Origin of the sequence: Bacillus sp. PAMC28571, from assembly GCF_014250435.1 — a bacterium.
Classification (GTDB): domain Bacteria; phylum Bacillota; class Bacilli; order Bacillales; family Bacillaceae; genus Bacillus; species Bacillus safensis.
In genome coordinates this window covers 2,590,591-2,604,204 of the sequence record NZ_CP060191.1, presented here as the reverse complement: position 1 = coordinate 2,604,204, position 13,614 = coordinate 2,590,591, and the positions used below count along the sequence as shown (strand labels likewise).

The window sequence follows — 13,614 nt, the reverse complement described above, 5'->3', positions numbered from 1 at the left end:
TCGTATAGGTCTTATTCAGCTGATAGCGTGAACGCTTGGTGGAGACGTTTCAGTCCTTCTTTGACTGTTGCAGCAGGACAGCCGAGATTCATCCGAATAAAGCCGTCTCCTTCGTGTCCGTACACGTGGCCAAGCTCTAGGATCACTTTCCCTTTTTTCAGCAGATTCTGTTTCAATTCCGCTTGACTGAATTGATAATCCCGAATGTACAGCCACAATAAATAAGAAGCATCTGGTTTCATATAACGCATATTTGGAAGATTTTCGTCGATATAGTCCATCGCCGTCTTCATATTGCCTTCGAGATAAAGAACAAGGGCATCAAGCCACTCATCCCCGTGGCGGTATGCTGCTTCCATCGCTGGAATCGCAAAGGCATTCAGTTTGGACAGTCCGTTTCTTTGCACTTCATTATTGAAAAGGGTTCTTTTTTCTTCATCTGAAATGATAATAGCAGAGGCCTGGAGCCCCGCTAGATTAAAGGTTTTACTCGGCGCAATACACGTTACCGTGATATGTGCAATGTCGTCAGAAAGGCTGGCGAAGGGCACATGCTGCTTCCCGTAAAGCATCAAATCCGAGTGAATCTCATCTGAAACGACTGTGACTCCATGTTTTACACATAGGTCTCCGACTCGCTTTAATTCCTCTTTTGACCATGCTCTTCCGGACGGATTATGCGGATGGCAAAGGAACATGAGCTTTGCTTGTGGTCTGCTCAGTTTTTTCTCTAAATCATCAAAATCCATCATATAGCGGTTGTTTTCTATTTTTAAAGGATTGGTTGAGACTGTACGTCCATTTCGCTCAATCATTTGATAAAAAGGTGTATACACTGGTGACTGTATAACTACTTCGTCGTGCGGTGCTGTAAAGGCTTGAACAGCAAAACTAAGTGCCGTTACGATTCCTGGTGTGAAGGTGACGGCATCTGTCTGGATTGTCCATCCATGTCTTCTTTTGAGCCAGCCAGCGACTGCCTGCTGCGTATCCTGATCCTGAAATGCATAGCCAAATACACCGTGATCTAATCGCTCTTTCAATGCATCAAGGACGACCTGCGGTGCTTTAAAATCCATATCGGCCACCCACATCGGAAGGGCATCTGTTGTCAGGAACAAAGACTCTGCCTGATCCCATTTCACTGATTTTGAACCTTTACGTATGATCTGTTCGTCGAAATTCATGAAACCCACCTCTAGCTGTTTTTCAACCATTCTTGGTTGTGCTAAAATAAACATCACAAAATTTATTATAAGCGGTGATACCGATGAAAGATAGTCAAGCTGTAGAAGAGATGATTCAATTCATTAAGGCATGGGACCCTTTTCATTATGGAGAGGATTTTTATGAAACGGAGCCTGCTGACGTCATCAGTGCATTATACGACGCAGAAGACCCGTTATCTTTAGCAAAAGAGATTCAAGCCATCTACCATCACTCATTTGAACAGCTTCTTCCGATAGAGAGCTGTCAGCATATAGCAAATCAGCTTTTTGTCATACGAGACAGCAGCTCCTGTTCACGCTAAGACAGGCTGAAATGTCCGATTTGATCAGACACAAAGACCGGATTTTCCTCAGGAATGAGGTGCCCGGTTTTTTTTAATGCATGTAAGGTCGAATTTGGCAGATCTTTGTGCAGTCTTTCGCCTATTTGAATGGGAACGATTCGATCTTCCTCGCCCCAAATGAGCAGCACGGGTGTTTCCATTTTCTTTAAAACGTCCGAGGTTAAATCTCCTTCCCGGTGCCGAATCAAACGAAAGATCCCCCGAAAGATTTGATCATCTGAAAATGGCTTTAAATATCCGTCGACCATCTCTTGATCAATGATGGAATGATCATGCACAACAGCCGTTAAATTTTTCATAATGCCCTGCTTTAAAAGCTTTCTTTTTAGATACAGATAAAAATAAGGAATATATGTGCTGTAAACAAGTGATCTTTTTGACTTATTCAAATAGCCTGAGCTGCACAATAGAACCGCCTTTTCAAATAGATCCGGCCGTTCAGTAGCAGCGTATAAGGCGATTTGTCCGCCCATTGAATGGCCCACTAGAATTGCATGCTGAATCTGTAAATAACCAGCTAGCTCTATAATAATTTTCCCCATGTTGCGATAGCTGTAAATAAACGTATTCGACTTCTCGGACTGTCCAAATGGCGGCAGATCAATCGCAATTAAATTGAAGTCCTGTTTCAGAAGCGGGATGAGCTTTCGATAGCTGAAGGTAGAAGAGAAGAGACCGTGAATTAAGATCAATGTCTTCTTGCCTTCATTTGGATAGTGCTCGTAATAGATATCTAAACCGAATGCACTTTTCATATAAGCTGGCTGAACAATGTCCACATTCTTCACTCCGATACTTGATACTCTCTCTGTTAGGTGACTGTATTGTACCCTAAAAAGTGGATTTTAAGCTATCATTAGAATCTTTTCCCTGCTTAGCATAATGGGAAAAACGTGCTATAATGTTCAGAAGATTTTTTAAAACTAGCTTTTATAATCTGAGGTGTAAAATCAAATGAAACTAACAGAAAAAGAAACTGAAATATTAGAGATTTTAGATGAAAACAGCCGCGCCGATTTAAATACAATTGCAAAAATGGCAGGCGTGACAACAGAAGAAGCCGAAGCCATCATTCAAAAACTTGAAGATCAAAAAGTTATTATTGATTATTCAACCATGATTGACTGGCGAAAAGTGGATGGTCATGAAGGCGTTACAGCAATGATTGATGTAAAAGTGACACCAAAAAGAGGCGTCGGATTTGATGAAATTGCTGAACGGATTTATCGGTTTCAGGAAGTGGAGTCTGTCTATCTCATGTCAGGTGTTTACGATCTTTCCGTTGTGATCCGCGGAAGATCAATGTCTGATATTGCCCGCTTCGTATCTGAAAAATTATCGACACTTGATTCCGTTGTTTCAACAACTACCCACTTTATTTTGAAAAGATATAAACATGATGGGAAAGTGTTTGAAACAGGAGACGATGACAAAAGAATCGTGGTGTCTCCTTAAATGAAAAAGTCTTATTTATCTGAAACGGTACAAAGCATTCAGCCGTCAGGTATTCGGAAATTTTTTGATTTGGCAGCCACAATGGAAGGGGTTATCTCCCTTGGTGTCGGCGAGCCGGATTTCGTGACAGCTTGGAATGTCAGAGAGGCAAGTATTATGTCATTAGAACAAGGGCTGACCTCTTATACGGCGAATGCAGGTTTAATTTCTTTGCGAAAAGAATTGAGCCACTATTTATATAAGCGGTTTCACATTGATTACAGTCCCGAAGAAGAACTCATTATCACAGTTGGCGGAAGCCAGGCACTTGATTTGGCCTTTCGTGCGATTTTAAACAGCGGGGATGAAGTAATCATTCCAGAGCCTTGTTTCGTAGCATACGGGGCACTTACGACACTAGCAGGCGGAGTGCCTGTCTATTTAAGTACAACCGCTGAAAAAGATTTCAAAGCAGATTCTGCTGATCTTCGCACAAAGCTGACGCCGAAGACAAAAGCTATTTTGCTTTGCTCGCCATCAAATCCGACTGGGTCTGTTTATTCAAAGGAAGAGCTTGAAGATATTGCTCAATTTGCGAAAGAGCATGACCTGCTTATTATTACGGATGAGATTTATGCAGAGCTGACGTACGATGAAGCTTTTACAAGCGTCGCAGCTATTCAAGATATGAAGGAAAGAACGATCTTGATTTCAGGCTTTTCCAAAGGGTTTGCCATGACGGGCTGGCGTTTAGGATATGTGGCCGCACCACCTGTACTGCGGGATGCCATGCTGAAAATACATCAATATTCTATGATGTGCGCACCGGCGATGGCACAATATGCGGCAGAAGAAGCATTAAAAAATGGGCTTGAAGATGTAGAGAAAATGAAGAAAAGCTACAGAAGACGCCGTAATTTGTTTGTCGGGTCCCTGAATGAACTAGGACTCACATGCCATCAGCCAAACGGAGCGTTTTACGCGTTCCCATCGATTAAAAGCACAGGCATGACATCAGAACAATTTGCTGAGGAGCTGCTCCTAAGTGAAAAAGTCGCTGTTGTTCCTGGGAATGTATTCGGACCGAGCGGTGAGGGTCATATCCGCTGTTCATATGCTTCGTCACTTGATCATCTTCAGGAATCACTTTCAAGAATTCAGCGCTTTTTGCAGGCTCGACAAGTGAAGGAAGAAGCATCAGCCATATTAAAATAAAAAAAGGCATCAATCCAAATGGACTCATGCCTCACAAATTAGGGGGGAATACTAGAAAGCATTCTTGTTTTCAGGTATTCCCCCTTTTGTTCTCATCTAAACCCATTTAAAAAATATTTTGCGTAACTGCCCGTTCTGTGATATAGTTTTTAATTGCGTATAAACGAATATTAAAACATTTATTTAGGAGTTGTTATCATGGCGACAAAGTTTGAAGTAGGCAGTGTTTACACTGGTAAAGTAACAGGATTACAAGCGTATGGTGCGTTTGTTGCATTAGATGAAGAAACTCAAGGACTTGTGCATATTTCTGAAGTAACACATGGCTTTGTAAAAGACATCAACGAGCACCTTTCAATTGGTGACGAAGTACAAGTAAAAGTTCTTTCTGTTGATGAAAATGCAGGTAAAATCAGCCTTTCTATCCGTGCGACACAAGAAGCACCTGAAAGAAAAGAAAGCAAACCAAAGAAACAAAGACCACAGCAAGTGAAAGAAGAAGCTGCTGCACCACAAGGTTTCAATACGCTTAAAGATAAACTTGAAGAGTGGATTGAGCAATCAAACCGTAAAGACCTTATCAAGAAATAATAAAAAAGCACCGCTTCAAACGGTGCCTTAGATTGTAGACAAAGGGCTAAAATGATCTTGATTTTAGCCCTTTGTCTTTTTTTTCAGCGTGATAGAAAACCTTTGAAGTCTAGGAATGGCGGGCACTGGAGCGAATTTAGAATTCGTGAGCACCAGCGCGCAGACCTGACAAAGAATGCGAGGGTTTGTCTACACGCTGAGGCTGCCTCATGTAGGCAGCCTTTTTTATGTCCTTTTATTTAACGAACTTCTGGGTTCGGCTCGTCACGGCGAACAGCTTCTTCGCTTGGTTTGAACAACAGACCAAGGTTGACAAGACCTGCAATTCCAACAAGACCATAAATAATACGTGATAATGCAGAACCTTGTCCGCCAAAGATCGCTGCTACTAAGTCAAATTGAAAAAAGCCGATTAGTCCCCAGTTAATAGCACCGATAATCGTGAGCACGAGGGCAATACGCTGAATAGCACTCATCGTGATTCCTCCTTTCGCTACAGCATCAATACATTTATATTTTGCAGATTTTTAGCCAAACTATGCGTAAGAAAATGGATGAAAGCAAATTACTTTACTTTTGGAATGAATGAGGCGCATAATGTAGCGCGAGGAGGAGATCACATGGATCGATTTACTTATTGGAACCCAACGAAATTAATTTTTGGAAAGGGAGAAGTATCAGCCCTTTCAGATGAACTCAAACACTACGGAAAAAACGTATTACTTGTATATGGTGGAGGCAGTATTAAACGAAACGGCCTTTATGACCAAGTTGTCAGCATCCTAAAAGAATCAGGAGCTGCAATCACTGAACTTGCTGGTGTAGAGCCTAACCCGCGCTTAACAACAGTAAGAAAAGGGGTAGAGCTTTGCAAAGAGAACAACATTGATTTTATTTTGGCAGTTGGCGGCGGCAGTGTCATTGATGCCACAAAAGCAATCGCAGCTGGTGCGAAGTACGATGGAGATGCTTGGGATATCGTGACACGCAAACACGTCCCAATGGAAGCTATTCCGTTCGGTACAGTGTTAACACTTGCGGCAACAGGCTCTGAAATGAACTCAGGATCAGTTATCACAAACTGGGAAACAAATGAGAAGTATGGCTGGGGAAGTCCAGCAGTTTTCCCGAAATTCTCTATTCTTGATCCAGTTAACACATTCACTGTGCCTAAAAACCATACGATTTATGGCATGGTTGACATGATGTCACATGTGTTCGAACAATATTTCCATCACACAGAAAATACACCTTATCAAGATCGTATGTGTGAAGGACTTCTTCGCACTGTCATTGAAACGGCACCGAAGTTGATCAACGATCTAGAGAACTACGAGCTGCGTGAAACGATTTTATTCACTGGCACAATTGCACTTAATGGCATGCTTTCAATGGGGGCACGTGGTGACTGGGCATCTCATAACATTGAGCATGCAGTATCTGCTGTCTATGATATTCCTCATGCAGGCGGTCTTGCGATCTTGTTCCCGAACTGGATGAAACATGTGATTCAAGAAAACCCAGGCCGTTTTAAACAATTAGCGGTGCGTGTATTCGATGTAGATCCTGCGGGCAAAACAGACGAAGAAGTTGGCTTAGAAGGAATCGACAAGCTGTCAGCTTTCTGGACAAGTCTTGGTGCACCAAGCCGTTTGGCGGATTATGACATCAACGATGAGAAAATTGATTTAATTGCAGACCGTGCAATGGCACGCGGTGAATTTGGTCAATTTAAAAAGCTGAACAAAGAAGATGTTTTAGCCATTTTGAACGCTTCTTTATAATTGAACAACAAAGGGATAGCTGCTTGCGGGCAGTTATCTTTTTTTGAGTTCATCGTGTACATATGTTACAGTAGTCTTTCATGTTTTTGGATATATTCGTTGTAAGGAGATGTTTCAACAGATGGAGAATTTTATTTACTATAATCCAACAAAATTGATGTTTGGAAAAGGACAGTTAGAAGGACTCAAAAGCGAACTCGCTCGTTATGGAAAACGAGTGTTACTTGTATATGGTGGCGGCAGCATTAAGAAAAATGGTCTTTATGACAAAGTCATCAGTGCGTTAAAAGAAGCAGATGCTGAAGTATTTGAGCTGTCTGGCGTTGAACCAAACCCGCGCCTCACAACAGTGAAAAAGGGAATTGATATCTGCCAAAAGGAGAACATTGATTTCTTATTAGCCGTTGGCGGCGGCAGTGTGATCGACTGTACAAAAGCGATAGCAGCCGGAGCAGAGTATGACGGTGATGTGTGGGATATTATTTCAAAGAAAACAACCGCTCAAAAAGCGCTGCCGTTTGGCACAGTGCTGACACTTGCAGCAACTGGTTCAGAAATGAACCCGGATTCAGTCATCACAAACTGGGAAACGAATGAAAAATATGTGTGGGGCAGCTCTGTCACTCACCCTGCTTTTTCAATTCTAGACCCTGAGCATACGTATTCTGTGCCAGAAAACCAGACGGTGTATGGTATGGTCGATATGATGAGCCACGTTTTTGAGCAATACTTCCATAATGTGAAAAACACGCCTTTACAGGACCGGATGTGTTTTGCTGTTCTTCAAACGGTCATCGAGACAGCACCAAAACTGCTGGAAGACTTACAAAACTATGAGCATCGTGAAACGATTCTCTATGCAGGAACGATTGCTTTAAATGGCACGCTGCAAATGGGTTACTTTGGCGACTGGGCGTCCCATACGATTGAGCATGCTGTATCGGCTGTCTATGACATTCCGCATGCAGGTGGGCTTGCTATTCTCTTCCCAAACTGGATGCGCCACACGCTCGATCATAATGTGGAACGCTTTAAAAACCTTATGCTGAACATGTTTGACATCGAAACAGAAGGAAAATCAGATCGTGACATCGCATTAGAAGGAATCGACAAACTGTCAGCTTTCTGGACTAGCCTTGGTGCACCAAGCCGTTTAGCTGATTATGACATTGGTGAGGATCAGCTGGACAAAATTGCCGACATTGCAGCAAAAGAAATGGAATACGGTGGTTTTGGAAACTTTATGAAACTTAACCGTGATGATATTCTAGCGATTTTGAAAGCTTCTTTATAATCCAGATTGCCGCTTTTCATCCAGAGAAGCGGCTTTTTGCTATGCCAGTGACGATCACTTGATTTCAATAGCTAGTTCCGCTAAAGTGAAAGGGACAGAACTAACGTAATGGAGGGCTTACAAGCGATGACACATATTCAATTTGACTACTCGAAAGCGTTACCTTTCTTTCAAGAACATGAGCTTACATATTTAAAAGATTTTGTGAAGGTAGCCCATCATAATATTCATGAACAAACGGGTGCAGGCAGTGACTATTTAGGCTGGGTGGACTTGCCGAAGCAATATGACCGCGAAGAGTTTGCCCGCATTAAAAAAAGTGCAGACAAAATTAAGTCTGACTCTGACGTCCTGCTCGTCGTGGGAATCGGCGGGTCATATCTAGGTGCACGTGCGGCGATTGAATTTTTGAACCATTCTTTCTATAACACTTTGCCAAAAGGCAAGCGCAAGACACCGCAAATCATTTTTATTGGAAACAACATCAGTTCTTCTTATTTAACAGATGTGATGGATCTATTGGAAGATGCAGATTTCTCCATTAATGTGATTTCAAAATCTGGTACAACAACAGAGCCAGCCATTGCGTTCCGCATCTTTAAAAAGCTCCTCATTGAAAAATACGGTGCTGAAGAAGCGAAAAAACGTATTTATGCGACAACTGACAAGGCACGCGGTGCATTAAAAACATTAGCAACTGAAGAAGGCTACGAATCATTTATCATCCCTGATGATGTTGGTGGACGCTATTCTGTATTAACAGCAGTCGGTCTTTTGCCAATCGCTGTGAGCGGTGCAGACATTGATCAGATGATGGAAGGTGCGGCAAAAGCAAGCGAAGACTTCGCTTCATCTGAGCTTTCTGAAAATGCGGCTTATCAATATGCTGTCGTCCGCAATGTCCTTTACAATAAAGGCAGAACGATTGAAATGCTGATTAACTATGAGCCAGGCCTGCAATATTTCGCAGAATGGTGGAAGCAATTATTTGGTGAAAGTGAAGGGAAAGATGAAAAAGGAATCTATCCTTCATCTGCTAACTTCTCAACAGATCTTCATTCACTTGGCCAATATGTTCAAGAAGGAAGAAGAGACTTGTTTGAAACAATCGTCAATGTAGAGAAGCCTCGACATGAGCTTGTAATTGAAGCAGAAGAACAAGACCTTGATGGCTTGAACTATCTAGCAGGAAAAACGGTTGATTTCGTCAATAAAAAAGCATTTGAAGGAACGATGCTTGCCCATACAGATGGAAAAGTACCGAATCTCATCGTGACAATTCCTGAGATGGATGCTTATACATTCGGATACCTTGTTTACTTCTTTGAGAAAGCATGTGCGATGTCTGGATATTTACTAGGCGTCAACCCATTCGATCAGCCTGGAGTAGAAGCTTATAAAGTAAATATGTTTGCTTTACTAGGAAAACCAGGCTTCGAAGAGAAAAAAGCAGAGCTTGAAAGCCGCCTGAAACAATCATAAGAATGAAAAAGCACACCTTTTCATAAGGGTGTGCCTTTTTTATTTTCTTCATGTTCCTGTGCAAGCTTTCCTATGTTCTGTACATAGAATAATGAATGGAGGAGGGTGAAAAATGAGGACGAATCATATTTATATTCATGATATTTCTGGCCAGGCAATCGTGAACTTTGGCAATGTCGGACGCATTTGTTCTAAAAGTGCTACGAAGGAAACAGCAGGTTCCGGCAGTGATAACGAGACGAATCAATCAACCAATCAAAGCTTATTTGATGCCGCGTTTACAAACAATGTACAAATCACGAGAGGCAAATGTATGAATTCCTCTCTTTAACGAACCCTAATAAAAAAAGGAGGGGTTCGTATGATTCATGTACCATCTAGGCTGCCTGGTGAAAGCTTTTCACTTTACCATTTAGAAGAAACGATGAAGCCGCTCGGTTATGTCATTAATGGGAACTGGGATTATGATCACGGGTATTTTGATTATAAAATTGATAACCGTGATGGCTATACCTTTCTCAGAGTTCCTTTTACAGCCGAGAAAGGCCAGCTCGATCAGCCTGGTGTTGTGGTGAAAATGGGACATCCATTTCTCTTAAAGCATGTATATCAAGACAAGTTAGATGATCATGCGATGGTTGGAAATGTGGGCGCATCCTTTAACCAATTCCAAGAACCAAAAGAGAAAGATGGGGATGTATCAAAGGCTTATGCTGAGATTGGCTTTTCGCTCGTCAAGGAATTAGAAGACGCACTGCTTTAAAGGCTGATCAGTTCATCCTCTGGATGAAGCTCATAGCCAAAGGGAGGATTCATCATGGGTCCTTCTTTTTTTTGTACGCCGACGATGATCACATGATGCTCTAAAAAATGATGCAGCGCTGTTAAAAAGGTTTCTCCAGCCAATGAAGCCGGTACAGGTATGATGGTAACGTTTTTATGCAAGGTCATTTGTCGTTTTTTTGTTAATGCTGTGAGTTGTTCCTTTATCAGAAAATGTTCAACCATTAAATGATTGACAGCATCAGAGGTATGAATGACTTGATTGGCACCAGCACGCTCGGCATTTTTCACGTAACGATCTGTTAAAATTTCAATTAAACAATATAGCGAAGGGTTTAATCCTTTTGCTGCAAGTAAGGTTAAAACACTCTGCATATCGGCTGTCACTTCATTTTCATGCTGATCTGCGGTAATCATCAGTGCATCTGCACCTGTAATGTTGGCTTTGCGCAGTGTGACGTCTTCGGTCCCGTGTCCTTTAATAAAATGAACATTCTCTAAAAGAGGCCCCTCTTTCAAGGAGTCATCAATCAGCACAATCGGCATAGCTGGATCAATCGTTTGAAATGACTGAAGCAGTTTGTTCGTTTTCTCATTCCAGCCGACGATAATGAGATGTCCTTTTCCCTTAAAGGCTACCTTGCCCTCCACATAATGGTGCTGCTTACTGAACACAGCGGCGGCAAGTGTGGCAAAATAAGCGGTGACAAAGCTGGCTCCGATAAAAATGAGCGCCATACCTGCCACCTGCCCTGGCGTGGTTTGCGGCACAAAATCACCGTAACCAACCGTAGAGACTGTAATAAGCGCCCACCAGATCCCATCAAAGATCGTATGATACTGCTTCGGTTCAAGTAAAACGATTAATTGTCCAAAAAAGAGAAGCAAGAAACAGATGATGATGGCAATTCGAAGATAAAGCGGCCACCTTAGCCAAGCAATAAAGATACGGTTTGATTTCATCGGACTCTTCCTTTCAGGAGACTGCTAATGTCAGTATGCCCGATTGGGAACACATTTTTTCATCTTTGTCATGTATTGAAATAGAACCCATATCTTAAAATAAGGGAGAAGAAGGAGGGAATTCGAATGTCGTTTGTTCAAAAGACCGTACTTCTTTTTATTGGTGTGCACTTTTTATCATCAGCTGTCATCTTACTCGTGTTTGATTTAAATGCTGTGAATCATTTTATGAATGATTTTTCATGGCTGCATTTTTTTCAAGACCTTTATGGTACGGGAACCTTTTATACAGCTTGCTTAGGTGTGTTCTTCTTTTTCATTGGTGCGGTTATCCCCCTGAAAAAGACCTAGTGCTTTTTGCTGTACATGATACATAAAAGTCATTAAAATTGTAAATAAATATATAAAATAAAAGGAAGCTGATGAGCATGCTGTTTTTTTATTTTTTAACATTTGCCGCATTGGGATTATCATTTTGGGCACAATTTAAAGTAAAGAATAATTTTGAAAAGTATTCAAAGGTTGAAGCATCCAGTATGAAAACAGGTGCTGAAACCGCTCGATATATTTTAGATCGCAATGGGTTATACGACGTGCCTGTTGAACCGGTAAGAGGAACTTTGACTGATCATTACGACCCGACGCAGCGTGTGGTTCGTTTATCTGAACCTGTGTACTACGGCCATTCCATTTCGGCCATTTCAGTCGCATCACACGAGGTTGGACATGCCTTGCAGCATCAGGAATCCTATGGTGCGCTTGTTTTGAGACATAAGATCTTTCCTGTCGTGAACTTTGCATCTGGTGTTGCTCCGCTTCTTTTCCTTGGTGGAATTTTGCTCAGCAGCCTTAACTTAATCGGGCTTGGGATCATTTTGTTCTCAGCAGCTGTATTCTTTCAGCTTGTGACATTGCCTGTCGAGTTTAATGCAAGTTCTCGTGCAAAAGATATCATTGTTTCAGAAGGAATCATTAGAAGCAGTGAAGAAAGAGGCGTGAACAAGGTGTTAAATGCTGCAGCTCTGACGTACGTAGCAGCGGCCCTTGTCTCCCTGTTTGAATTGCTCCGTTTTGTAATGATCTTCCTAAATGGCCGTAATGATTAATTGATGCCAGAGGAGGTGAGCCCTTACCAGTGTTAGGTAAGGGTTTTTTTGTATATTTTAAACGTATTTTTAGTCATATTACTCATTGCTGCGACAGCATTTTTTGTTGTCACTGAATTTGCGATTGTGAAAATTAGAGGCTCTAAAATCAACCAGCTGATCGAAAGCGGTGATAAGAGAGCCATCCATGTTCAAAAGCTGATATCAAATCTCGACGAATATTTATCCGCCTGCCAACTTGGCATTACCATCACGGCCTTAGGTCTAGGGTGGCTGGGTGAACCGACGGTGGAGCATTTTCTGCATCCGCTGTTTGAAAAAATCGGGCTTCATTCTGCATTGACTGACATCCTTTCGTTTATCATCGCATTTGTGATCATTACGTTTTTACATGTCGTGGTGGGAGAACTCGCGCCTAAAACAATTGCCATTCAAAAGGCAGAGGCCGTCAGCCTTGTGACAGCAAAACCACTCATCTTTTTCTATAAAGTCATGTACCCGTTTATTAAAGCATTAAATGGGGCTGCACGAAGCATCGTGAAATTATTTGGTTATCATTCTGTCAAAGAACATGAAGTGGCGATCAGTGAGGAAGAATTGCGACTCATTTTATCTGAAAGCTATGAGAAGGGTGAGATTAACCAATCTGAGTACAAATATGTGAATAAAATCTTTGAATTTGATAACCGAGTGGCGAGAGAGATCATGATCCCGCGTACAGAAATTTCAGCCATAGAGATTGAACAGACCTTAGAAGACGTGACCCATTATATGCTGAACGAAAGGTACACACGCTACCCTGTTATTAAAGAAGACAAAGATCATGTGATTGGTGTTATCAATAGCAAAGATGTATTTAAGGCGAGTTTCCTAAATCAAGATGTATCGATTGAAGACTTAATGCGTCCGGTGATCCGGGTCATTGAAAGCACCCCTGTTCAAGAATTGCTCATTTTGATGCAAAAGGAACGGATTCATATGTCAGTGCTTGTAGACGAATACGGAGGTACAGCGGGACTTGTCACAGTAGAGGACATATTAGAAGAAATTGTCGGAGAGATTCGAGACGAATATGATCAGGATGAAACACCTCATATCGTTAAAAAAGGTGATTTTCATTATGTGATGGATGGGAAAGCATTGATTGATGAAGTAAATGATTTATTGGATTTAGCCATTGAGAATGATGATGTTGATACAATTGCAGGCTGGATGATGACGCATAAATTTGATTTTGACATTGGAGATACGATTGAAGCAGAAGGCTGTGAATTTACGATCATTGATGCTGAAGACCACCATATTCGAACCATTGAAGTCAAAAAGGTTCACTTTTCTTAAAAACCTCGCATTGCTTGACGAGGTTTTTTTGCTTGGTAAACTTTAGAT

16 protein-coding genes are annotated in these 13,614 nt (G+C 41.7%); 12 read left to right on the top strand and 4 right to left on the bottom strand.

Annotated features, from left to right (window positions below; translation table 11 throughout):
- Window positions 1-11: 11 nt before the first annotated feature.
- Window positions 12-1,187 carry a MalY/PatB family protein gene (locus tag H7F25_RS13255; RefSeq protein WP_185853804.1) on the bottom strand — a complete coding sequence of 392 codons (1,176 nt, stop codon included), beginning with the start codon at window positions 1,185-1,187 and terminating at the stop codon, window positions 12-14.
- A gap of 83 nt (window positions 1,188-1,270) precedes the next feature.
- Between H7F25_RS13255 and H7F25_RS13250 the strand changes: the two genes are divergently transcribed.
- Window positions 1,271-1,531: a YugE family protein gene (locus tag H7F25_RS13250; protein ID WP_024423298.1), complete on the top strand. Its 261-nt coding sequence runs from the start codon at window positions 1,271-1,273 to the stop codon at window positions 1,529-1,531.
- Here the strand turns inward: H7F25_RS13250 and H7F25_RS13245 are convergent.
- Entirely contained in the window at window positions 1,528-2,352 is an 825-nt protein-coding gene (locus tag H7F25_RS13245) for an alpha/beta fold hydrolase (protein ID WP_044332465.1), read from the bottom strand. The genes H7F25_RS13250 and H7F25_RS13245 overlap by 4 nt on opposite strands.
- Before the next feature lie 175 nt (window positions 2,353-2,527).
- On the opposite strand from H7F25_RS13245, the gene H7F25_RS13240 reads away from it, so the two are divergent.
- The 3 genes from H7F25_RS13240 (at window position 2,528) to yugI (ending at window position 4,813) form a co-directional block, all read left to right on the top strand.
- Complete coding sequence (locus H7F25_RS13240; protein ID WP_003213765.1) at window positions 2,528-3,028, top strand: Lrp/AsnC family transcriptional regulator; 501 nt, start codon at window positions 2,528-2,530, stop codon at window positions 3,026-3,028.
- Window positions 3,029-4,222, top strand: coding sequence for an aminotransferase (locus tag H7F25_RS13235; protein ID WP_024423296.1), 1,194 nt, complete (start codon window positions 3,029-3,031; stop codon window positions 4,220-4,222).
- Between the two features lie 198 nt (window positions 4,223-4,420).
- Window positions 4,421-4,813 carry a S1 domain-containing post-transcriptional regulator GSP13 gene (yugI, locus tag H7F25_RS13230; protein WP_008345795.1) on the top strand — a complete coding sequence of 131 codons (393 nt, stop codon included), beginning with the start codon at window positions 4,421-4,423 and terminating at the stop codon, window positions 4,811-4,813.
- Between the two features lie 239 nt (window positions 4,814-5,052).
- On the opposite strand, the gene H7F25_RS13225 is transcribed toward yugI, so the two are convergent.
- Window positions 5,053-5,289, bottom strand: a complete 237-nt coding sequence (locus tag H7F25_RS13225; RefSeq protein WP_003212952.1) for a DUF378 domain-containing protein — start codon at window positions 5,287-5,289, stop codon at window positions 5,053-5,055.
- Window positions 5,290-5,433: 144 nt separating this feature from the next.
- Here H7F25_RS13225 and H7F25_RS13220 point away from each other — a divergent pair, with 144 nt between their 5' ends.
- The 5 genes from H7F25_RS13220 (at window position 5,434) to H7F25_RS13200 (ending at window position 10,136) form a co-directional block, all read left to right on the top strand.
- Entirely contained in the window at window positions 5,434-6,597 is a 1,164-nt protein-coding gene (locus tag H7F25_RS13220) for an iron-containing alcohol dehydrogenase (RefSeq protein ID WP_024423295.1), read from the top strand.
- A gap of 121 nt (window positions 6,598-6,718) precedes the next feature.
- Window positions 6,719-7,891 carry an iron-containing alcohol dehydrogenase gene (locus H7F25_RS13215; protein ID WP_024423294.1) on the top strand — a complete coding sequence of 391 codons (1,173 nt, stop codon included), beginning with the start codon at window positions 6,719-6,721 and terminating at the stop codon, window positions 7,889-7,891.
- Between the two features lie 126 nt (window positions 7,892-8,017).
- Window positions 8,018-9,373, top strand: coding sequence for a glucose-6-phosphate isomerase (locus H7F25_RS13210; RefSeq protein WP_024425924.1), 1,356 nt, complete (start codon window positions 8,018-8,020; stop codon window positions 9,371-9,373).
- Window positions 9,374-9,485: 112 nt separating this feature from the next.
- Window positions 9,486-9,704 carry a spore germination protein gene (locus tag H7F25_RS13205; protein WP_024423292.1) on the top strand — a complete coding sequence of 73 codons (219 nt, stop codon included), beginning with the start codon at window positions 9,486-9,488 and terminating at the stop codon, window positions 9,702-9,704.
- Between the two features lie 30 nt (window positions 9,705-9,734).
- A complete protein-coding gene (locus H7F25_RS13200; RefSeq protein ID WP_024423291.1) occupies window positions 9,735-10,136 on the top strand; it encodes a YugN-like family protein in 402 nt (133 codons plus the stop codon).
- On the opposite strand, the gene H7F25_RS13195 is transcribed toward H7F25_RS13200, so the two are convergent.
- A complete protein-coding gene (locus tag H7F25_RS13195; protein ID WP_073207222.1) occupies window positions 10,133-11,119 on the bottom strand; it encodes a potassium channel family protein in 987 nt (328 codons plus the stop codon). The genes H7F25_RS13200 and H7F25_RS13195 overlap by 4 nt on opposite strands.
- 126 nt (window positions 11,120-11,245) lie before the next feature.
- On the opposite strand from H7F25_RS13195, the gene H7F25_RS13190 reads away from it, so the two are divergent.
- The 3 genes from H7F25_RS13190 (at window position 11,246) to H7F25_RS13180 (ending at window position 13,566) form a co-directional block, all read left to right on the top strand.
- Window positions 11,246-11,470 carry a YuzI family membrane protein gene (locus H7F25_RS13190; protein WP_024423289.1) on the top strand — a complete coding sequence of 75 codons (225 nt, stop codon included), beginning with the start codon at window positions 11,246-11,248 and terminating at the stop codon, window positions 11,468-11,470.
- Between the two features lie 80 nt (window positions 11,471-11,550).
- The gene (locus tag H7F25_RS13185) at window positions 11,551-12,225 is read left to right on the top strand and encodes a zinc metallopeptidase (RefSeq protein ID WP_024423288.1); all 675 of its coding nucleotides are present in this window, start codon (window positions 11,551-11,553) and stop codon (window positions 12,223-12,225) included.
- A gap of 48 nt (window positions 12,226-12,273) precedes the next feature.
- Entirely contained in the window at window positions 12,274-13,566 is a 1,293-nt protein-coding gene (locus H7F25_RS13180; RefSeq protein ID WP_024423287.1) for a hemolysin family protein, read from the top strand.
- Window positions 13,567-13,614: the final 48 nt, after the last annotated feature.

Coding starts and splice junctions, on each gene's coding strand:
- H7F25_RS13210 (WP_024425924.1), top strand. CDS start 8,018: ATGACACATATTCAATTTGACTACTCGAAAGCGTTACCTTTCTTTCAA.
- H7F25_RS13255 (WP_185853804.1), bottom strand. CDS start 1,187: ATGAATTTCGACGAACAGATCATACGTAAAGGTTCAAAATCAGTGAAA.
- H7F25_RS13220 (WP_024423295.1), top strand. CDS start 5,434: ATGGATCGATTTACTTATTGGAACCCAACGAAATTAATTTTTGGAAAG.
- H7F25_RS13190 (WP_024423289.1), top strand. CDS start 11,246: ATGTCGTTTGTTCAAAAGACCGTACTTCTTTTTATTGGTGTGCACTTT.
- H7F25_RS13225 (WP_003212952.1), bottom strand. CDS start 5,289: ATGAGTGCTATTCAGCGTATTGCCCTCGTGCTCACGATTATCGGTGCT.
- H7F25_RS13235 (WP_024423296.1), top strand. CDS start 3,029: ATGAAAAAGTCTTATTTATCTGAAACGGTACAAAGCATTCAGCCGTCA.
- H7F25_RS13215 (WP_024423294.1), top strand. CDS start 6,719: ATGGAGAATTTTATTTACTATAATCCAACAAAATTGATGTTTGGAAAA.
- H7F25_RS13250 (WP_024423298.1), top strand. CDS start 1,271: ATGAAAGATAGTCAAGCTGTAGAAGAGATGATTCAATTCATTAAGGCA.
- H7F25_RS13200 (WP_024423291.1), top strand. CDS start 9,735: ATGATTCATGTACCATCTAGGCTGCCTGGTGAAAGCTTTTCACTTTAC.
- H7F25_RS13240 (WP_003213765.1), top strand. CDS start 2,528: ATGAAACTAACAGAAAAAGAAACTGAAATATTAGAGATTTTAGATGAA.
- yugI (WP_008345795.1), top strand. CDS start 4,421: ATGGCGACAAAGTTTGAAGTAGGCAGTGTTTACACTGGTAAAGTAACA.
- H7F25_RS13205 (WP_024423292.1), top strand. CDS start 9,486: ATGAGGACGAATCATATTTATATTCATGATATTTCTGGCCAGGCAATC.
- H7F25_RS13195 (WP_073207222.1), bottom strand. CDS start 11,119: ATGAAATCAAACCGTATCTTTATTGCTTGGCTAAGGTGGCCGCTTTAT.